This window comes from Betaproteobacteria bacterium (assembly GCA_009693245.1).
Lineage (GTDB): Bacteria > Pseudomonadota > Gammaproteobacteria > Burkholderiales > SHXO01 > SHXO01.
Genome location: SHXO01000030.1, coordinates 1 through 19,771, shown reverse-complemented (window position 1 = coordinate 19,771; position 19,771 = coordinate 1). Strand labels below are relative to the sequence as shown.

Below are 19,771 nucleotides of genomic sequence, written 5' to 3'. Positions count from 1 at the left end.
CCTAGATCCTGCATCGTAGATGCCCACCAAACACCTCCTCATCCACGGCCGCGTTCAGGGTGTAGGATTTCGCGAAGCGATGCGATATGAGGCAAAATCCCTGGGTGTAACCGGATGGGTGAGAAACCGGTTGGACGGCTCGGTCGAAGCGTTGGTGCAAGGCAGCGCCGGGCAGATCGAGAGCATCATTGGTTGGGCACGGCGCGGACCGCCCTCCGCGCACGTCACACGGATCAAAATTAACGATGGCGAGGATTGCGGGCCGTTCGCCGCCTTCGAGCGCTATCCGACAAGTTGAGGAGAATGTCATGCGCTGGCCGTTTGTACTGGGATTTGTAGCGATTGCCACCGCCACGGTGGCGGCAACGGACATCGATAACGGATTTACCGTTGCGGTCTTGGATAAGGATGCCTACACCCACCCGGCCCCCGGCTTGAGCTACCGGGAGAGCGAAATGTTCCTGCTGGGGCGCAGCCATTTCAAGCGGCGCTGGATCGCGCCCATCACCTTCAACGGCGAATGGGGGTTAGGGCCCACATTCATCCAAACCCGCTGCTCGGAATGCCATATCAACAACGGGCGGGGCGCGCCACCCGCTAGCGCCAAGGAACAACTCTCTACCATGCTAGTGCGTCTCAGCTTGCCGGGCACGGACGAGCACGGCGGACCCAACCCCGATCCCAACTACGGCGACCAGTTCCAGAACAATGCCCTGCAGGCGCAGGAAGTCGATCTACGCTATGCCCGCCAGATCGTTCCTGCGGAAGCCGAGATCTATCTCGACTGGGAAGAGAAAACCGTGACCCTCGCCGGCGGGGAAAAAGTCTCCTTGCGAAAGCCCAAGATCCGCCTCGAAAAGCTGGCCTTCGGCCCGCTGGGCGAAGGAGCGATGTTCTCCTTGCGCAACACCCAACCCGTCTTCGGTTTGGGCTTGTTGGAGGCAGTGCCCGAGTCAACCCTCTTGGCTTTGGCTGAAGCGCAAAAGAAATTGGGGCTCAATGGGCGCCTCAATTATGTCTGGGATATCGTGCATAACCGCACGTCGGTGGGCCGTTTCGGCTGGAAGGCCAACCAGCCCAACCTCATGCAGCAAACCGCCGCCGCCTTCCTGGGCGATATCGGCGTCACATCGAAGTATCTGCGGAAGAACAATTGTCCGCCCGTTCAGTGGTCCTGCCTGGACCAGGATCCCGCCAACGATCCGGAAGTGATCGATGCCGACATGGACGATTTCGAAGTGTGGCTGCGCGGACTCGCGGTGCCTGCCCGCCGCGACATGGACGACCCGCAGGTGCAGCGCGGCGAAAAGTTGTTTACCCAGGCAGGGTGCGCCGCGTGCCATACGCCGGTGATGAAAACCGCCGACACTTATCCGGAATTTCCCAAGCTTGCCAACCGCGTGTTCTATCCCTACACAGATTTACTTTTACACGACATGGGCGAAGAACTGGCCGATGGCCGCCCTGACTACAAGGCTGGCGGCCGCGATTGGCGTACGCAGCCGTTATGGGGCGCGGGCCTGACGAAAACGGTGATCGGCACAGTCGCGTTACTGCATGATGGCCGCGCTCGCAGTGTTCTGGAAGCGATTCTTTGGCACGGCGGCGAAGGCGCCGTGGCGCGCGATGCCTTCAGCAAAATGAGCAAAGCAGAGCGTGACGCGCTGATTCGGTTCGTGGAGGCGATTTAGGGCATCCCCAGTGCCCCACGGAATTAGACGTCCTTCGCGGCGTGTGCGAACGTCTCGAATCCTTGGTTGGCGGCTTCGAATGCTGGATCGTTAGCCGCGAAGACTTGGTGCTTTCCAAACTCGTTTGGCCGATGGATTCGCATTCGGATTTCCAATTGCGCGATGCCGGCAACCTGCTTCAGGGTACTGTTGATTGGATTTATCTAAACGAATGGGCGCCGCGCCTTGGTGTCCAGTCCTTATTGGATGAGTGCAAGGATGAACGACACTAGGAGTCTGTCGGACTTAGGTGTTCGATAGCGAAACGGTGGGAGAGCGAGGACAGATTTTGACGATTTCGACGCGCATATCGGGAATATGTAAGGAGAAAGCGGCGAAATATGGACCGCTCTCCCACCGTTGCAGCCGAATCATCCTAAGTCCGACAGACTCCTAGCCCAGAGATCGCCCAAATGGTACGCGAGCGCTATGCCGCCATGACTCCGCAGGAGCGCGTGCGTATCGGCGCGGACATGTTAGATACCGCGCGCGCCATCGCGATAGCATCATTTCCAGCGGGCCTGACGGAAAGAGAGCGCCGCCGGATGCTGTGCCAGCGCTTCTATGGGGATTTATCCAAAGACGCGTTCCCATAGGGTCTAAATTCAGACGCCTACGAAGTCGCGGGCAATTCCTGCGGGACCGGAACCGTATGCGCGAAAGACGGCCTCGCCATAAGGCGCATGTAGAGATGGTCCAGATTCGGATGGCGCAACTTCCAGTCAAACTCGGCGACGCGAAGCCCAAGGTAGCCTAAGGCACAACCGGCCGCCACCTCCGCCAATCCAAATCCGTGGCTTGTAAACCACTCGCCCTCGCCCAACAGGCGGGAGAGCTCCGCCATACCGGCATCGATCTTCAGCCGCTGCCGCTCGATCCAGTCGCGGCTTTGCTTGGCCTCTGGGCGCGAGCGTTCGAGCACCACCAACACGATCGCATCGCACACACCGTCTGCCACGGCCTCGATCTGCTTGTGCTCCACCCGCAACCCAGGCTCTTGGGGAATCAGCCTGGGTTCGGGCTCCAGCGTATCCAGATACTCCACAATCACTTTCGAATCGTGCACCACGCGGCCGTCGTCCAGTATCAAACTGGGTACCTTGCCTAGGGGATTGACTTGTTTAATCCCTGTCCGCGGCAGCCACGGGTTGTCCACGACCTCCTCGTAGGCAATCCTCTTCTCGCGCAACGCGATGCGCGCCTTGCGCGCGTAGGGACTTGGGGTGGCGATGATGAGTTTCATGCTTAGACCAACTTTCCGATCACGAAACCGGTGACGATCCCGATGATGACCGCGACCGTGAGCCCGCGGTACGTGAGTACGTCCTTCGAGTATCCGCGCTTGATGGCGATGAAAGATACCAAGTAGCCCACGGCGTTCAAGAGCCAGATGAAGCCGATGGACAGCACCTTGACGATCAGCGGGCCGATGATGGGCACCATGGCGATGATGCCCAGCAGCCAAGCGAAGGCATTGGAGATCAGGCCCACCGCCACCACGCTGCCAGCGATGACGGCGTTATCGACGTGCCTTTCCATCGCAAACCAGGCCAGCCCAATCATCACGACCCAAAGCAGGATCATGATTTTGTAGCTTCTCCACCACGCGCGTTTGGGCGGCCGGGGTTGTGGAAGAAGCGCTGGCGCGGCAATCTCGGCCGCGGGTATGACTTCCAGTCTTTTCTGTGTTGTTCTCTTACGTCTCGCCATGGAGGTTATGTTCTTGCTGGTGGGTTTCGCGCCGGGCGTTTCCCGGAATTTCGTTCAGCAGCGAGGCGACAGTCTACAAGACGAAAGATCCTCAATTTCGCGGCCCGCGAGCCGAGACTGATCCTGTCAGCCTCGAAATCCCCGCTCGCCCCATGTTTCGCAAGCTTCGCATCTTCCTATTGCTGTTGTTCCTCGTAAACGCCGCCATGGGTACCTGGCTGGCGCGTGCGAGGACTACCTCTTGGGATACACCTCTGCGTGTGATGGTCTATCCCATCAACGGCGATGGAAGCCAAACCACGGCTCGTTACATCTCCGAGTTACGCCGCGACAATTTTTCAGCCGTCGAAGCCTTCTTCGGTGAAGAAGCGCAGCGATACGGTCTACCCAAGAAAGATTTGGTGGATGTCAATCTGGGAAGCGAAGTCAAGGCGCTCCCTCCACCACCCCCTCACGATGGAAGCACGGTGCATATCATGTTGTGGAGCTTGAGCCTGAGGCTATGGGCATGGCGGCAAGCGGAACACCCATGGCAACCCGATCAGCATGTCCGTATGTTCGTGCTGTTCTACGATCCCGAGAAAACCGAGCGCGTGGCGCACTCGCTCGGATTGCAGAAGGGATTGATCGGTGTCGTGCATGCCTTTTCCTCGAAACACCAAGATGCGCAAAACAGCGTGGTGCTGGCCCATGAGCTACTGCATACCGTGGGGGCCACGGATAAATACGTCCCAGGAACGAACCAACCCGTCTTCCCGGAGGGCTACGGCGATCCCGAGAAGCTACCTCTGCATCCGCAACAGTTCGCGGAACTCATGGCCGGGCGCACAGCCATTTCCGAAACCGAGTCACGAATGCCCTTATCGCTCGACCAGACGGTGATCGGGGGTAAGACGGCGCGGGAGATCGGGTGGATTCAGTAAGAGTCCACGCCATGAATCGCGTTACACGGCTTGCGCGTATCCGGCCTAGCTGGTCAGTCTGAGGTAAAGCGAAGGCAGCTTCTTCGGCAAGGACGAGACCTTGTCCAGCACGAAGTAATTGCGCTTGCCGAAGATGCGGGTCACGTAATCATCGGCCTTCGGGTCGAGGCTCAAGCAGAAGGTGGCGATGCCGTAGCGGGATTGTTCGTCCACGGCGTGCTTGGCGTCGAACATGAGATAGCTTTTGTCGTGCACGTCGATGTCGTGGGGCTCGCCGTCGGTGACCAGCAAAATAAGTTTTCGGCTGACTCTGCGGTAGCGAAGAAAAGACCCGGCGTGGCGGATGGCCGCCCCCATGCGCGTGGAAAGCTGGCCTTTCATTCCGGCTAAACGCGCGCGCACGCCATCGTCGTAGGCTTCGTCGAAGTGTTTGAAGTGGTAGTACTCCACTTCGCGGCGGCCATTGGAATCGAAACCGTGGATGGCGAAACTATCACCCAATCCTTCCAACGCACAGGCTAGCAAAGCGGTGGCTTCTCGCGCGAGATTTAGCACGCTGGCGCCCGCGCCGGGAACGAACTCGTTGGTGGATTGCGAAAGATCGAGCAACACCAGCACCGCCAGATCGCGCGCCGTTTTCGCGGTACGCATGTGCACTCGCGGATCGGGCGTGCGGCCGGATCGAATGTCGGTGGTGGCCGCGACGCAGGCATCGATGTCCAGTTTGTCGCCTTCCAACTGCCGGCGCAACCGCTTTGGCTGCTGGATTTGCATGGAGCGAATAACCGTCTGCAAGCGGCTCACGGTTTCGCTGTTGCGCTCGACGATGTCGTGCAGCATTTGCGGGCTGCCCAGCTCCGGTTCGCGCTCCCAGACGGTGCACCACGCGGGGCGCTCCATGCCGATCAGGTAATCCCATTCGTCGTAGTAGATTGGCCGCAGCAACGCGTCCGCGATGGCGGTATGGTCTTGCGCATCTGGAGGCAGGAGTTGCGCGGCGTCCTCGGGCGCGTTCTCGCCTTGTTTCTGCTCATCGGTTTCGGCCTGCTCTTCGCCTTCCCCGCGCTCCAGATCGATGGCTTGGTAGACCACGTCCTGGTCGTCCGACTGTTGCCCTTGCGGCTGGCCGAAATCCCACAGACAAAGATTGTCGTCGCGGTAGAGCGGTTCGGTGACGTAGGTCTTGAAGTTGAATTGCACGCGCATCTGGCCCAGATCGTTGCCCAGCAAGTTGCCGATGTGGCGGCTCATGGCGGCATCCTCCAGGCGCGCGCCCGCGTTCTCCGCGAAAAGGGCGCGGCCCTTCGCCACCCAAGGATTGCCGTCTTCGTAGCTTGGGTCGATCAAGGCGCGTGACAGGCGTTGCATCAAGGTGATGGCGGTGACGCTGAAAGTGGGCGTGGCCACATGAAACTGAGACCACAAGCGGCGCAAGCCTGGAAATTCCCGCAGAGCGAGAGCTTCCACGCGCGCATCCTCGATCAAGCCCACCAAGGCTACTTGAATGGGGCGCAGCTCTCGCAATGGGAACTTCACGCGCGAATACGCCAAGTGCGCCGCCGAGTGCGCCGCGGCGGCGCGGTACAGCGCCACTCCTCCCACACCAGGGAAGGCTTCGAAAGCTTGCGGTAGGCGAATGGCGCCTTCGACGATGGAAGGACGGCGCGCTTTTTTGGGCTGCGGAGCCTGGTTAGGGCGAAGCGGCATATCGCGGCCCCACAGTGCGCGCAGGTAGAGCGACATGCGGCGCTCGATATCGCTGAACAGCGTGCCTTCGCCGGCAGCGCGCAGGATGGAGCGGGCATCGGCGGTTTCCAACCGAAAGTAGCTCGCTTGCGATTGCGCATCGCCCGTGTGCGACTGCACGCCGAGCAACACCCAGCGCCGCATGCCTTCGGCACTGAGTTGATCCAACAACTGGCCCGCGCGTTCGGCCACCGGTTCGATGGCGCCTGGGGCGGCGTGGGCGAGATCGGCGAAGATCTCCAACACCAATCCAAATTCCTCCTGATCGCGCAACTTGCGTGCGACATGAGGCAGAGATTGCAGCATGGCATCGGCCGGACGGTTGCCAGCCTCTTTTACGACTTGCTCCGTGGTACGTACCAAGTGCGCGAGCTGGCTCTCGCCTATTTCACGCGCCGTGGCGGGCAGCGTTCCCAGGTAAGTCACCAAGGGACCCAAACCCGCGCCGCTACCCGCGATGATCTGGATGCCCTTCAACCAAGTGGAAAGACCTTCCTCCGAAAACGTGCGAAGGGCTTCAGGAATCGCGGTTTTGACGAGAGATCTCACATCCTGGCCGGTGGAGGCCAGGAATTCTTCCAGTTGGGATTGCGCCAGCACTTGGGTAGCTTACTTAGACGCGACAATCTACGAAGCGGGTACCACTTCGCAACCCGAAAGGCCAAGGTGATGATCGGTTGCCCACACGCGCTTAATCTTCATTTGCGTAATGAGCGCAAGGCTCGATGCATCGACATAACTCAGCTTGCTCCCGCGAAACCGGTCCAACATTCGCACGACGTCCTGGTGGTGCTACCTTGAGGCGGGGAACACTTGCAACCCTTTCATGCTCTCCAAAAGTTGGCGGAACGAGCGAGCTTGTTCTTCCCCCATTCGATGTAGAAACCATGAATAGGTCTCGGAAATTACCAGCACGGAAGTGCTCCACCGTTGAACAGGTCCCGCGAACAAGGCAAGCGCCTGCGCATGCCAGCGATCCCTCTTGCTCATGAGCGCTATGAATATTCCACTGTCCAGATAGACGGCCATGTCACGGAGTCTCTCTGCCATAGACCACGGAGTCCACGGAGGTGCTATCGTCCTCCGCCCCATCCACGATGCCGGCAAAAGCCATCCAAGGCTTTTCACTTGGCTCGCGGCCAATGGTCTCCTTCAAGCTGTTGCGGCACAGCTCCGCGAAGGAAATCCCCATTCTGCGCGCCACGAGCTTCGCCCGTTTGTATAGCTCCTCATCCACTGAAATTTGCGTACGTACCATCGCGGCCACGCTGTGTTATCACGACATTCATTTATGATAACACCGCTTCGGGGCCGGCATCAAAAATGCGCCTGCACCGCCGCCTCCAGGGCGTCACGCATATCGGGATCGTCGGTGATGGGACGCACCAGTGCCACGCCGCACGCGGACACCGGATCGATGCCGCGCGTGATGAGCTGGCCGGCGTAAATGAGCGTGCGCGTGGACAAGCCTTCTTCGAGTCCATGACCCTTGAGATTGCGCGAACGCTCGGCGATGCTCACGAGCTTCGCGGCGGTGTCCTTGGCGGCGCCAGACTCATGCATGACGATTTCCACTTCCACATCGCGCGCCGGCCAATGGAAATCCAAGGCCCCGAAGCGCTGCTTGGTGGACTGCTTCAAGTCCTTCATGATGTTCTGGTAGCCGGGGTTGTAGGAGATGACGATCTGAAAATCCGCGTGGGCCTTGACCAGTTCGCCCTTTTTTTCCAGGGGCAACACGCGGCGGGCATCGGTCAACGGATGAATCACCACCGTGGTGTCTTGCCGTGCCTCGACGATTTCGTCCAGGTAGCAGATGGCGCCGTAACGCACCGCCAAGGTGAGCGGGCCGTCTTGCCAGGTGGTGCCTTGCGCGTCGAGCAGATGGCGGCCGACGAGATCGGAGGCGGTCATATCCTCATGGCAAGCGATGGTGATGAGCGGTTTGCCCAGCTTCCAGGCCATGTACTCCACGAAGCGCGTCTTGCCGCAACCCGTGGGGCCTTTGAGCATCATGGGCATGCGCGCGGCGTAGGCCGCTTCATAGAGTGGCACCTCATTACCCACGGCGCGGTAATAGGGTTCCTCGCGCATGGCGTATTGCGCCACGGGGTTTGCAGGGTTATGTCTCTCCATATTTCTTAGTCCAATCTCTTGATCCAGTCTATTAATCGAATCCTTACTTACGGCGCGGGGCAGGGACGACCCCAGTGATGGCCTGTCTCGCGCACGACCATGCTCTGTGCAACCCTTCACGCAACACGGCGGTATCCGGCGCCAGAATACGAACCCAAACTCCCGCCCCATTGGGCAACTCGGACACGCCGGTGTAGGCTCCATCGTGGCCCGCGAGAGCTTCTCGCAGTTTATCCGCCCACTGCGCGCACGCGCCCCCGGGGGATACGAGTACAAAGCTTCCTTGAGTTCGGTACGGCCCCATCACGCCGGGAGTATCGCGCTGAAAGACTGGCCCTTCGGCTCTATAACGGTCGCGTACCAGTAAGCGGCCCTTTTCGTCCGTCACGGACAATTCGGAGCGGAACTCTCGAAATATCTTGCCCTGGGCCTTGGGATCATGGGCAAGGAAACCATCCCAGGCCAGCACCACCGCGCCGGGCGCGACCCGAATGCAAACCGAGCTGCTGAGTGTTGCATCCGGAAACAATATGAGGGGATCGGGGAGATACTCGAAGTAACTGTCCGCGGCGGCATCTATTTCCACGTGTTGCGCGGCACTCCCTTCTTCCATGGTGTGCACGATGGTGGACGCCGCCGTGGTGATGTGAGCGCGCGCGTTCGCTCCCACACGCATGCGGGTACGCAAATCGTCGCCTTCGAAAATGCCGCCGGAACACGATTGAATGTAGAGCGTGGGCATACCCGCCGGATCGCCCAGGTTACGCAGCGCGCGGCCCAGATGGTAAGGGTAAGAAACGTATTGCCCGCCCACATAGGTGCGCCCCGTGGCGTCGCTCAACAAGGAAACGTCGAAATGGTATTCGGGTGCGCGTTCGCGGGCTGCCAATCCAGCACTAGCGGTCAAACAACACCTCGCGGGAGATGGCGTCCACCACGGCGTCCACGCCATCGCCCGTCTGGCAATTGGTGAGCAGGAACTCGCCCTTGCGTACTTCTCTCGTCTCTCGCACCATGCGATCCAGATCGACTTTCACGTAAGGAGCGAGATCGGTCTTGTTGATGATCAGCAGATCGCATTGCAGTACGCCGAGACCACGCTTGCGCGGAATATCATCGCCGCCGGCCACGTCGATCACGAAGAGCCAGTAATCCACCAGATCCAGTGAAAAACTGGATGCGAGATTGTCACCGCCGCTCTCGATGAGAATCAGATCCAGCGCCGCGAACTTGCGCTCCAGTTCATCGGCCGCCTGCAGATTCAAGGAAGGATCTTCGCGAATGGCGGTGTGCGGGCAAGCGCCCGTTTCCACCGCGAGCACGCGCGCGGGGTCGATCAAGCCGCTACGCTGAACGCGAATCGCATCTTCCTTGGTGACGAGATCGTTGGTGATCACCGCGAGATTGGTTCCCCGCTTCAAGAAACGCGGAATGAGCTGCTCCAGCAACTTGGTCTTGCCCGATCCCACGGGCCCGCCGATGCCCACGCGCGCCGCCCCAGGATGTTTCTCCTGCATCCTTGGCCGCGAAATTTCCGCTACCACACTGTCCATTTTTTCCCTAGCTCCTAGATCAAAACTCCTAGCTCCTAGCGGAGCATATAGCGCTGCGCCAACGGCACCACGCTCACCGGCTCGCAGGTGATGATCCTGCCATCGATCATCACATCGAAAGTGGAAGGGTTCACCGTGATGTTGGGGCAGGCATCATTGTGCAGCATGTGGCGCTTGTTGAGTTTGCGCGTCCCCTTCGCCGGCAGGCATTGCTTGACGATCCCCAGGCGGCCGCGAACGTCGCGGTCCACGGACAGTTGCGACATGAAATTGAAGGAGAGGTGTTGCTTCGCCAAGCCGAAGGCACCCCACTGCGGGCGCATGGCCAGCGGCTCGCAGGTCATCAAGCTGGCGGCGGAGTCCCCCATGGCGGACCAGGCGATGAATCCGCCCTTCACCACCAGCTCCGGTTTGATGCCGAAGAATCCGGGACGCCACAACACGATGTCGGCAATCTTGCCGGACTCCAGCGAACCGATGTGCTGATCGATGCCGAAGGTGCGCGCGGCGTTGATGGTGTACTTGGCGATGTAGCGTTTGATGCGCTCGTTATCGCCCTTCTTGGTTTTCTCTTCCGGCAAGCGTCCGCGCTGGTCCTTCATCTTGGAGGCCAGTTGCCAGGTGCGGCAAATCACCTCGTTGATGCGCCCCATTCCCTGGCTATCGGAACCGAGCATGGAGATGGCGCCCATGTCGTGCAGCACGTCTTCCGCCGCGATGGTCTGCGCGCGGATGCGCGATTCGGCGAAGGCCACATCCTCGGGCACGGCTGGGTTCAGGTGATGACACACCATGATCATATCCAGGTGTTCATCGAACGTATTGATCGTGTAAGGGTTGGTGGGATTCGTGGATGAAGGCAGGCAATGCATCTGCCCCGCCACGGCGATGATGTCCGGAGCGTGCCCGCCGCCCGCGCCTTCCGTGTGATACATGTGAATGGTGCGGCCCTTGATGGCGGCCAAGGTATCCTCAAGGAAGCCGCTTTCGTTCAGCGTGTCCGTGTGCAACTGCACCTGGAAATCAATTTCATCGGCCACCGCGAGGCAGGTGTCGATCACCGCTGGCATGGCACCCCAATCCTCGTGAATCTTGAGCCCCAAGCATCCGCCCGCCATTTGATCGATGAGCGAGCGCGGCTTCGACGAATTGCCCCGCCCCAGAAAACCGAAATTCATGGGCCATTGCTCGGAAGCCTGCAACATCTTGCCCACGTTCCACTCGCCGCCGCAGTCGATGCCCACGGTGATGGGACCAAGGGAACCGCCGATCATGGTGGTGAGGCCCGAACCGATGGCATGCTCCACCAACTGCGCGCTGTCGAAGTGCACGTGCACGTCGATGCCGCCGGGTGTTGCGATCAAACCTTCCGCATCGCGGACGGTGGTGGCGGCACCACAGATGAGTTTGGGATGCACGCCATCCATCACCGCCGGGTTACCCGCCTTGCCGATGGCGACGATCTTGCCGTCCTTGATGCCGATGTCGCCCTTCACTATGCCCAGCACGGGATCGATGATCACGGCGTTGCTGATCAGCATGTCCAGGGAACCCATGGCGCTGTCGTAACCGGCGGCTAGGCCCATGCCGTCGCGCAGCGTCTTACCGCCGCCGTGCAGGCATTCGTCTCCCGGCACGCCGAAGTCGTGTTCGATTTCAGCTAGCAAGGAAGTGTCGCCTAGCCGCACCGCATCTCCCTTCGTGGGGCCGTAGAGCTGCGCGTACTGTTTTCGCGTTAAGGTTGCCATGTCATGCTCCCTTGAAGCCAAGATCCCTGGCTTTGCGCAAAGCCTCGGCCTTGCGCGCATCGTCGCGGGTCGATCCATTGGTGAGACTGTTCAAACCGAAGATTTCTCCGGTGCCGCCAAATTCCACCAACGTGACTTCCTTGCTGGCACCTGGCTCGAATCGCACCGCGGTACCAGCCGCGATATCCAAATGCATGCCAAAGGCTTTCTCGCGGTCGAACTGCATGGCCTTGTTCACCTCGAAGAAATGGAAGTGACTGCCGATTTGTATGGGGCGGTCGCCAGTGTTCATGGCCGTGAGAGTGGCCTTACGCCGCCCCGCGTTGATTTCGATATCGCCTTCCGCGGCGATGATCTCGCCGGGGGAATGCGCTGGAATCAATGGTTGCTTTCCGGGGCGAATGGGCTCATGCACGGTAACGAGTTTGGTGCCGTCGGGAAAAGTTCCTTCCACTTGCAGGACAGGCATGAGTTCCGCCACGCCCGGCATCACATCGTCGGTGCTGAGCAAAGTGGAACCAAAGCTGATGAGTTGGGCGACGGACCTACCCTCGCGCGCGCCTTCGAGTATTTCGTCGGCGATATAGGCCGTGGCTTCGGGATAATTGAGCCTGAGGCCCTTGGCCTTGCGCTTGCGCGCCATCTCCGCGGCCACGTAGACGGTGAGCCGCTCCATTTCTGTTGGCGTCAACAACATCCGTACCTCCTCCTCTCAATTGGCGAATAATCTGCTGGCCTGCACTTCGTGCCGCATCATGGCGATCTCGGCGCCAGGCGCGAAGGACTGCGCCTGCGCGATGGCGGCCGCGGGCTTCTCCAACATACGCGCCATTCGCGGACGCACTTCCGTCATGATCTGCTGCCCCGCCAGATGGCCGATGACGCCCAAGCGCAAGGAGGCACCAATCATCCCCACGCACAACGCATAGGCGGAAACCGATTCCACGGTCGCCTGCGCCATTCCCACGGCCTTCCATACCAGGGCTTGCACGATGGGAAGGTGGCCGAGCGCTTGGCCATCGTTCACGAGCGCCCGGTAATGCGCCGCGCCTGGTGTACCGATCTTTTCATGCACGAGAAGGAGAGAGGTTCCCGCGCGGCGCGAGCCCTCGCGCGCTTCGCGCGCGAGCAGCATGGCTTCCAATTCGTGGTCAAGATCCATGAGGGCGCGCGGATCTTCCGAGCAACGATAAGCTTGCGCGAGGAAAGCGCGGTCCAGATGATTCCAGCGCTGCTCGAGTTGGCCCGCCAGGCTCCGCGCAAGATCCCCAGGCGTGCGGATACACGCATCGTTCACCAGGGTTTCCACCCCCCAGGAGAAGGCGATACCGCCGGCCGGGAAAAAACTATCCGCGTGCTGCAGCGATGCCAGCAATTGCTCGGCGCTATGCATCGCTCGCCCGAACGGCACGGCCGTCTTCCAGGAAGTGATGCAAGCGCTGAAGGTAATAATCGAGATCGTTCTCCACGGCGACGAGCAGCACGCCATGGTCGAATCTGACGCGCCAATGCAGATTGCCCGCGAAGCATCCCAGTTCCAGCGCGCTATGCACATCGCGCGGAACAAAGCGCAGCCACTGGCTAGCTTCCACTCGCACCACCACGGCGCGCTTTGCCTCCAGAAGCATGACCGCCCCATCGAAAAGATGCTGGTCGCGCGGAACGATGACGGCGCACTCGGTGCCCCGGTCCGTGCTAACCCTCAGACGGTGGCGCTGAGTATCGGCACGGCTGAGCGTGATGAATTCCACCGCGCCGTCGTGCTCAAGGTGGTGCAAACGATGCGATAAATCGTGATCGTTGGCATCGCCCACTATTTGTTCTAGCTTAAGCATGGGAAATGGTGCACTCCGCGAGGGAGTGCCCCTATGTTGCTAATAACTTTTATGCATGCGTGGTGGTTTTGGGATTGGGAATACCAGGGATGGGGCACTCCTCGGTTCCGGCCGTGGGCCGCGTGATGGCTTCCACCATCTTCTTGGTGCCCTCGGGGTCGGTGATCCATTTCTTGTAGAAATCGTAAGGACACGCCGCCACGCCTTCGGCTCCTTCGCGGGAGTTGATCTTACCGGTATAGCCGCGGTGCACGAGCTTGAACAGGTGGTTCTCCGACTGCATGTTCTTCCTCGCGTCCCGGATCAAACTCTTGGAGAGCGCGGCGTACTGAATGCCCATCTCCTCGGTTCCGCATTCGCCCAGGGTTCTGCCGTCGAACCCGATGATGGAGGAGTGTCCGAAGTAGGAGTACACGCCGTCGAAGCCGGCGGCATTGGCCACTGCCACATAGCTGTTGTTGGCCCACGCCATGGCCTTGGCCATGATGATCTGCTGCTCCTTGGCCGGGTACATGTAGCCTTGGCAGCGGATGATGAGTTCGGCGCCCTTCATGGCGCAATCGCGCCAGATCTCGGGGTAGTTGCCGTCGTCGCAGATGATCAAACTCATCTTCATGCCCTTGGGACCTTCGGAGACGTAGGTGCAGTTACCGGGATACCAACCCTCGATGGGCACCCACGGCATGATCTTGCGGTACTTCTGCACGATCTCGCCCTTGTTGTTCATGAGGATGAGCGTGTTGTAAGGCGCCTTGTGTGGATGCTCTTCGTGGCGCTCGCCGGTCAGGGAGAACACGCCCCACACGTTGGCGCGGCGGCAGGCCGCGGCGAAAATGTCGGTTTCCTCGCCGGGCACTTGGGAGGCGGTCTCGTACATCTCCTTGCTGTCGTACATGATGCCGTGGGTGCTGTACTCGGGGAAGATCACCAGATCCATCCCCGGCAGCCCGGTCTTCATGCCCTCCAGCATTTCGCCGATCTTGCGCGCGTTGTCCAATACTTCTTTCTTGGTGTGTAGCCGGGGCATCTTGTAGTTGACTACCGCGACGCCAACGGTATCGTTACTGCTTGAAATATCGCCGTGAAGCATTTCCAGGTCTCCTTTAACTAGGTGCTGCAAAATACCGGGCGCGTACCGCGTAACGTTTCATGCGGCGCTGGCGCCTAGCTCTTCCCATCCCCGCCACAGCGCGCTTAGGCCCAGTGGCGGGGTTTCTTGCGAACGCCCCCTGACGTTCAAATCGTCAAGTAACTGTGGATCTTGGCCTCGTCCACTCTATCCCTTGATTCCTCGTATACGAACTCGCCCTTCTCCATGATGAGAAAACGGTTGGCGATCTCCATGGTGAAGCTCAACACTTGCTCGGACACGAGCAACGAGAATTTTCTTTCGGCCTTGAGATTGTTCAGTGCCTTGGCGATGTCCTTGATGATGGACGGTTGAATGCCTTCCGTGGGCTCATCCAAGATGAGCACCTTGGGTTCGCTTACCAAGGCGCGCGCGATGGCCAGTTGTTGCTGCTGCCCGCCGGATAGATTGCCGCCCTTGCGGCTTTTCATCTCGCCCAGAACCGGGAAAACGTCGTAGATGTAACCGGGTATATTCTTGTGCCCAACGGTCTCCATGCCGCAGAGGATGTTCTCCTCCACGGTGAGGTAAGGAAAAATCATCCGGCCCTGGGGCACGAATCCCAAGCCCGCCGCCACTCGCTCGTAACTTTTCCGCGCGCTCAATTCGGTGCCGTTGAGGGCGATGCGCCCGCTACGCGCGGGCAGCAGCCCGATCAAACTCTTGAGCAATGTGGTCTTGCCCATGCCGTTGCGGCCCATGACCGCCACGGTTTCGCCGTCGCCGATCTTGAAGCCGATGCCGCGTATGACCGGGCTGTCGCCGTAGGAAACGTGCAGATTGTCCACGGTGAGCATGATCAATGGCCCAGATACACTTCGATCACCCGCTCGTCGTTTTGCACCTGGTCCATGCTGCCTTCGGCCAGCATTTTTCCCTGGTGCAGTACCGTAACCTTGTGGGCGATCATGCGCACGAACGCCATGTCGTGCTCGATCACCACGGTGGAGCGCCCCTTGGAGATGCCCGTGAGCATCTCGGCGGTTTGTTCGCGCTCGCGCGCGCTCATGCCGGCCACGGGTTCGTCCAATAGCAGCAACTCTGGATCTTGCATGAGCAACATGCCGATCTCCAGCCACTGTTTCTGCCCGTGGGACAACAGACCTGCCTTGATACCGAGGGAATCCTCGAGAAAAATTTGTTTCGCCACGGCGGCGATCTTGTCCGAGATCAGCGAAGTGCGCTTGAATAACAGCGAGCTGAATACTCCGCGCTGGCCGGGGTAGGAGATTTCCAGGTTCTCGAAGACCGCCAGATCTTCATAGGTGGAAGGTGTTTGGAACTTACGGCCCACGCCCGCGCGCGTGATCTGGTATTCGATCATGCCGGTCAAATCCAGATCCTTGAACTTGATGGACCCATGGGAGGGCTTGGTTTTGCCACAGATCATGTCCAACAGCGTCGTCTTTCCCGCGCCGTTGGGGCCGATCACGCAGCGCAATTCGTCCTTCTCCACGCGCAGGCTCAGGTTATCCACGGCCTTGAAGCCATCGAAGGACACGGTGAGATCGGAGACGGAGAGAATTTCCATGGTCATCTCGTCTCCGGTTTCAATTCATTGGCGATCGGCGCTTGAGCATTCTTGGCGGATTTCCCCGGGCGCAGTTTTTCCATCAGGCTTGCCAATCCTCCCGGCAAGAACATCACGATCACGATGAACAGCGCTCCGATCATGTAGAGCCAGTACTGCACGAAGTTCTCGGAGAAAAACGTTTTGCCGTAGCCCACGAGCAGGGAACCGTAGACGGCACCGACCAAGGACAAGCGCCCGCCCACGGCGGCGTAGATCACCATTTCGATGGAGGGCACGATGCCCACCAGCGAGGGCGAAGCCAGCCCAATTTGCATGGTGAACATGGCGCCGCCGATGGAGGAGAACAGCGCCGCCACGGCGAATATGAAGGCCTTGAACAAGGCGGGGTCGTAACCCGAGAACCGCACGCGGTCTTCGCGGTCGCGTATGGCCACCAGCACTTTTCCCAAGCGGCTGCGCAAGATGAATTGGCCCACCAGCACGCACGCGATGAGAAGGCCCGCGGTGATGTAGTACATGACGATCTTCGCGTTGTCTTGATCGAGATCGATGCCCATGAAGGTCTTGAAATCGGTGATACCGTTGATGCCTCCCGTGTAACCTTGCTGGCCGACGATGACGATGGCCATGATCGCCGAGAGCGAGAGCGTGATGATGGAGAAATACACCTCTCCCACCCGCCTGCGGAAGTTGACGTAGGCCAAGATGAAAGCGAGCAGCGGCGGCAAAATCAGGATGGCGGTGATGGTGAACCAGACGTGATGGAAGGGCTCCCACCACCACGGCAAGGCTTCCACGCTGTTCCACGACATGAAATCGGGAAGCCCCGCTTGCCCAAAGAAGGTCGATAGCGCGGAGGTGGACGAATCCGCCTCCGCCGCGCGCTCGAGTTTCAGGAACATGGCCATCATGTAACTGCCCAGGCCAAAAAACACACCCTGGCCCAAACTCAAGATGCCGCCGTATCCCCATATCAATACGATGCCCACGGCGCAAAAAGCTAGCGACAAATACTTGGCGAGCAAACCCAAGCGAAAAATGCCCAACGAGAGCGGCAGAACCAGAAGAATGAGAATGGCCAGCAAGACCACGCCGTAACGGCTGAGCAGACCCCAGAGGTCCCTGTTCGCCATCAGCGCCTCACCTTGGTGGCGAACAATCCGTTCGGCCTGAAATACAGCACCACGATCACCAGCAACAAGATGCTGGCTCGCGCCATGGAACCGCTCATGAAGTATTCGAACCAGGACTGCATTTGCCCCATGATGAAGGCCGAGGCGATAGTGCCCAACAAGCTTTCCACGCCTCCGAATACGACGACGATGAAGGTATCGACGATGTAAGCCTGCCCGGTGACCGGTCCGGTGGAGGCGAGCATGGTGAAGGAACTGCCGGCGATGCCGGCAAGCCCGCAACCCAGGGCAAAAGTGAAGGCGTCGACTTTCGTGGTGTTGATGCCCACGGCCCCGCTTATGGAACGGTTCTGCGTCACGGCGCGGATGCGAAGTCCCCACCGGGTCTTGTATAGCAACATGTAGACGGCGGCCCCGGTGACCACGGCCAAGCCGATGATGAATATCCGGCTAAGGGGAAATGAAACGGTTTCTGTGGCTTGCCATGTCCCTTGCAACCATGACACCGTGGGGACTTCCACCTCCTTCGCGTTGATGAACTGCCGGTAGATCTGCTGCAAGATGAGGCTCAAACCCCAAGTCGCCAGCATGGTATCGAGCGGCCTCTTGTAGAGGAACTGGATGAGGCCGCGTTCCAGTAAAAAACCAAACACGAAGGTGATGCAGAAGGCGAAGACGATTCCCACCACGAAGTACGCGTCCATGAAGCGGGGGAAATAAGTCTCGAACAGGACAGCCGTTCCGTAGGTGGTGTAGGCACCCATGGCCATCAACTCGCCATGAGCCATGTTGATCACGCCCATCAGGCCAAACACGATGGCCAATCCCAGCGCCATCAACATCAGAATGGTGAATACGCTCAGCCCGGTGAAGGCCTGCATGGCGAGCATATCGAAATTCATAACTCAGGCGGAATGGTTGAAAGGGATGATGCGACCACGCCGGATAAGCCGCGAGGCTTATCCGGTCCCGCTACGCCGCTTAGAGTTTGGGGAAGGGGTTGGGCTCGATCAATGCGGATTCGTAGACCATGTCCACTTGGCCATCGGGGCGGAAGGTGCCGATGCGGGCGTGCTTCCACAGGTGATGGTTGTCTTTATGGAACTTGATCTTTCCTTCCGGAGAATCGAATTGCAGGTCGGAGGAAGCCGCGACGACTTTCGCGACCTCGAAGCTCTTCGCTTTTTCCGCCGCCAATTTCCACAGATACACGGAGTTATAGCCGCAATTTAGCGTGTCGCCGGTCACGCGGTTGGCGCCGTACTTGGCCTTGAAGGCCTTGACGAACTTCTCGTTCGCGGGATTCTTCAGGCTCTGGAAGTAACTCATGCAAGTGAGAGTACCCGCCGCGTTCTCGGCGCCGATACCGGAAACTTCTTCTTCGGACACAGCCAGCGAGAGAATTGCTTGGTTCTTCCCGGTGATTCCGGCCGCGTTGAGTTGTTTGAAAAACGCGACGTTGGAGCCGCCCACCACGCAGTTCAGAATGACATCGGGCTTGGCTGCCTTGATCTTGTTGATCTCGGAGGAGAACTCGATATGGCCCAAGGGGTAGTAACCTTCACCGGCGAGCTTGCCGCCCAAACGGCCCAGCGTTGCCTTGGCGATCTTGATGGTGGTACGCGGCCAAATGTAGTCGGAGCCGATCATGTAAAAGCTCTTGCCCTTGTTCTTCGCCAGCCAATCCATGGCGGCAATGACGGACTGAGTGGCTTCTTGAGCCGTGTACATGATGTTCTCCGAGCGCTCCAAGCCTTCGTAGTAGGTTGGGTAATAGAGCAGACCCTTGAGTTTTTCGAAGACCGGTAGGACCGCTTTGCGAGAGGCGGAGGTGTAGCAACCCATCACCGCCGCGACCTTGTCTTTCTCGATCAGCTTGCGCGCTTTTTCCGCGAAGGTGGGCCAATCGCTGGCACCGTCTTCCACCACGGCTTCGATCTTCTGTCCCATCACGCCGCCAGCGGCGTTGATTTCTTCAACAGCCAGCATCTCCGCGTCCACCACGGATTTCTCCGCGATGGCGATGGTGCCCGTCAATGAATGCAGAATCCCCATCTTCACGGTGCCAGCGGCCTGCGCGCCCTTCGGCCAAATATACGGCGCCGCGATGGCACTGGCCGCCGCCGTTGCGGCAGTGGCCTTGATAAAGCCTCGTCTATCGGTATTACTCATGTGCTATTCCCTTTCCTGTCGTTTAGGTTCAGGCGTGCGTGCGCGAAAATTATAAAAGCCCACGGCCCGGCGCTTGCCAGCCAGTGGGCTTCCTTGCCTCCCGCGCGCTGACATCGTTGTCGGCACGCCTTCTCGGTGCGGGACGGAAAATACCATCCGCCCGCTTGCTCTCCCCCCCAGGAATCCTGCCGCCACTTGTCATGGCGCTTATCGTGGCGGCCCCTTCGCCGCCGATTCTCTGTGGTGAAAATATTGTGCGCCTTGAATTTCGCTGCCGTCAATGGGCAACCCAATAATATTTTTGCGGCGGCGCAATAGTCCTTCTTGGGCTCTTGGCAAGAACCGGCTCGAAGTTGGTGCGATCCCGTAGCGGCGCACCAAAACCATGCACTAGAATCGTTCGCCCCTTCCCCTGGCACCGC

The 19,771-nt window shown here is 59.4% G+C and carries 20 protein-coding genes; 3 read left to right on the top strand and 17 right to left on the bottom strand.

The window, feature by feature from the left end:
• Positions 1–19: 19 nt before the first annotated feature.
• Both EXR36_06805 and EXR36_06800 read left to right on the top strand, forming a co-directional pair.
• Complete coding sequence (locus EXR36_06805) at positions 20–298, top strand: acylphosphatase (protein ID MSQ59350.1); 279 nt, start codon at positions 20–22, stop codon at positions 296–298.
• Positions 299–308: 10 nt separating this feature from the next.
• The gene (locus EXR36_06800; protein MSQ59349.1) at positions 309–1,691 is read left to right on the top strand and encodes a c-type cytochrome; all 1,383 of its coding nucleotides are present in this window, start codon (positions 309–311) and stop codon (positions 1,689–1,691) included.
• 652 nt (positions 1,692–2,343) lie between these two features.
• Here EXR36_06800 and EXR36_06795 read toward each other — a convergent pair.
• Entirely contained in the window at positions 2,344–2,973 is a 630-nt protein-coding gene (locus tag EXR36_06795; protein ID MSQ59348.1) for a glutathione S-transferase, read from the bottom strand.
• A 2-nt stretch (positions 2,974–2,975) separates the two neighbouring features.
• The gene (locus EXR36_06790) at positions 2,976–3,383 is read right to left on the bottom strand and encodes a hypothetical protein (protein ID MSQ59347.1); all 408 of its coding nucleotides are present in this window, start codon (positions 3,381–3,383) and stop codon (positions 2,976–2,978) included.
• Positions 3,384–3,592: 209 nt separating this feature from the next.
• Between EXR36_06790 and EXR36_06785 the strand changes: the two genes are divergently transcribed.
• Positions 3,593–4,363, top strand: a complete 771-nt coding sequence (locus EXR36_06785) for a hypothetical protein (GenBank protein ID MSQ59346.1) — start codon at positions 3,593–3,595, stop codon at positions 4,361–4,363.
• 45 nt (positions 4,364–4,408) lie between these two features.
• Here the strand turns inward: EXR36_06785 and EXR36_06780 are convergent, their stop codons facing one another.
• The 15 genes from EXR36_06780 to urtA all read right to left on the bottom strand — a co-directional run bounded on the left by EXR36_06780 (position 4,409) and on the right by urtA (position 19,349).
• Complete coding sequence (locus EXR36_06780) at positions 4,409–6,709, bottom strand: VWA domain-containing protein (GenBank protein MSQ59345.1); 2,301 nt, start codon at positions 6,707–6,709, stop codon at positions 4,409–4,411.
• A 430-nt stretch (positions 6,710–7,139) separates the two neighbouring features.
• The gene (locus EXR36_06775; GenBank protein ID MSQ59344.1) at positions 7,140–7,346 is read right to left on the bottom strand and encodes a hypothetical protein; all 207 of its coding nucleotides are present in this window, start codon (positions 7,344–7,346) and stop codon (positions 7,140–7,142) included.
• An 80-nt stretch (positions 7,347–7,426) separates the two neighbouring features.
• Positions 7,427–8,245: a CbbQ/NirQ/NorQ/GpvN family protein gene (locus tag EXR36_06770; protein MSQ59343.1), complete on the bottom strand. Its 819-nt coding sequence runs from the start codon at positions 8,243–8,245 to the stop codon at positions 7,427–7,429.
• Between the two features lie 43 nt (positions 8,246–8,288).
• Positions 8,289–9,197, bottom strand: coding sequence for an urease accessory protein UreD (locus EXR36_06765; GenBank protein ID MSQ59342.1), 909 nt, complete (start codon positions 9,195–9,197; stop codon positions 8,289–8,291).
• On the bottom strand, positions 9,142–9,798 hold the full coding sequence (ureG, locus tag EXR36_06760; protein ID MSQ59341.1) for an urease accessory protein UreG: 657 nt from the start codon (positions 9,796–9,798) through the stop codon (positions 9,142–9,144). The genes EXR36_06765 and ureG overlap by 56 nt, the downstream gene beginning before the upstream one ends.
• Positions 9,799–9,833: 35 nt before the next feature.
• Positions 9,834–11,546, bottom strand: coding sequence for an urease subunit alpha (ureC, locus tag EXR36_06755; GenBank protein ID MSQ59340.1), 1,713 nt, complete (start codon positions 11,544–11,546; stop codon positions 9,834–9,836).
• A 1-nt stretch (position 11,547) separates the two neighbouring features.
• The gene (locus EXR36_06750; protein MSQ59339.1) at positions 11,548–12,243 is read right to left on the bottom strand and encodes an urease subunit beta; all 696 of its coding nucleotides are present in this window, start codon (positions 12,241–12,243) and stop codon (positions 11,548–11,550) included.
• 15 nt (positions 12,244–12,258) lie between these two features.
• Positions 12,259–13,035 (bottom strand): urease accessory protein UreF, encoded by a 777-nt coding sequence (locus EXR36_06745; GenBank protein MSQ59338.1) that lies wholly within the window; start codon positions 13,033–13,035, stop codon positions 12,259–12,261.
• Complete coding sequence (gene ureE, locus EXR36_06740; GenBank protein ID MSQ59337.1) at positions 12,932–13,381, bottom strand: urease accessory protein UreE; 450 nt, start codon at positions 13,379–13,381, stop codon at positions 12,932–12,934. Before ureE ends, EXR36_06745 begins: the two co-directional genes overlap by 104 nt.
• A gap of 49 nt (positions 13,382–13,430) precedes the next feature.
• Positions 13,431–14,471: an aliphatic amidase gene (locus EXR36_06735; protein ID MSQ59336.1), complete on the bottom strand. Its 1,041-nt coding sequence runs from the start codon at positions 14,469–14,471 to the stop codon at positions 13,431–13,433.
• Positions 14,472–14,617: 146 nt separating this feature from the next.
• A complete protein-coding gene (urtE, locus tag EXR36_06730; GenBank protein ID MSQ59335.1) occupies positions 14,618–15,307 on the bottom strand; it encodes an urea ABC transporter ATP-binding subunit UrtE in 690 nt (229 codons plus the stop codon).
• Between the two features lie 2 nt (positions 15,308–15,309).
• A complete protein-coding gene (gene urtD, locus EXR36_06725) occupies positions 15,310–16,047 on the bottom strand; it encodes an urea ABC transporter ATP-binding protein UrtD (GenBank protein ID MSQ59334.1) in 738 nt (245 codons plus the stop codon).
• On the bottom strand, positions 16,044–17,177 hold the full coding sequence (gene urtC, locus EXR36_06720; protein MSQ59333.1) for an urea ABC transporter permease subunit UrtC: 1,134 nt from the start codon (positions 17,175–17,177) through the stop codon (positions 16,044–16,046). The genes urtD and urtC overlap by 4 nt, the downstream gene beginning before the upstream one ends.
• The gene (gene urtB, locus EXR36_06715; GenBank protein MSQ59332.1) at positions 17,177–18,079 is read right to left on the bottom strand and encodes an urea ABC transporter permease subunit UrtB; all 903 of its coding nucleotides are present in this window, start codon (positions 18,077–18,079) and stop codon (positions 17,177–17,179) included. Before urtB ends, urtC begins: the two co-directional genes overlap by 1 nt.
• A 79-nt stretch (positions 18,080–18,158) precedes the next feature.
• Complete coding sequence (gene urtA, locus EXR36_06710) at positions 18,159–19,349, bottom strand: urea ABC transporter substrate-binding protein (protein ID MSQ59331.1); 1,191 nt, start codon at positions 19,347–19,349, stop codon at positions 18,159–18,161.
• Positions 19,350–19,771 lie beyond the last annotated feature (422 nt).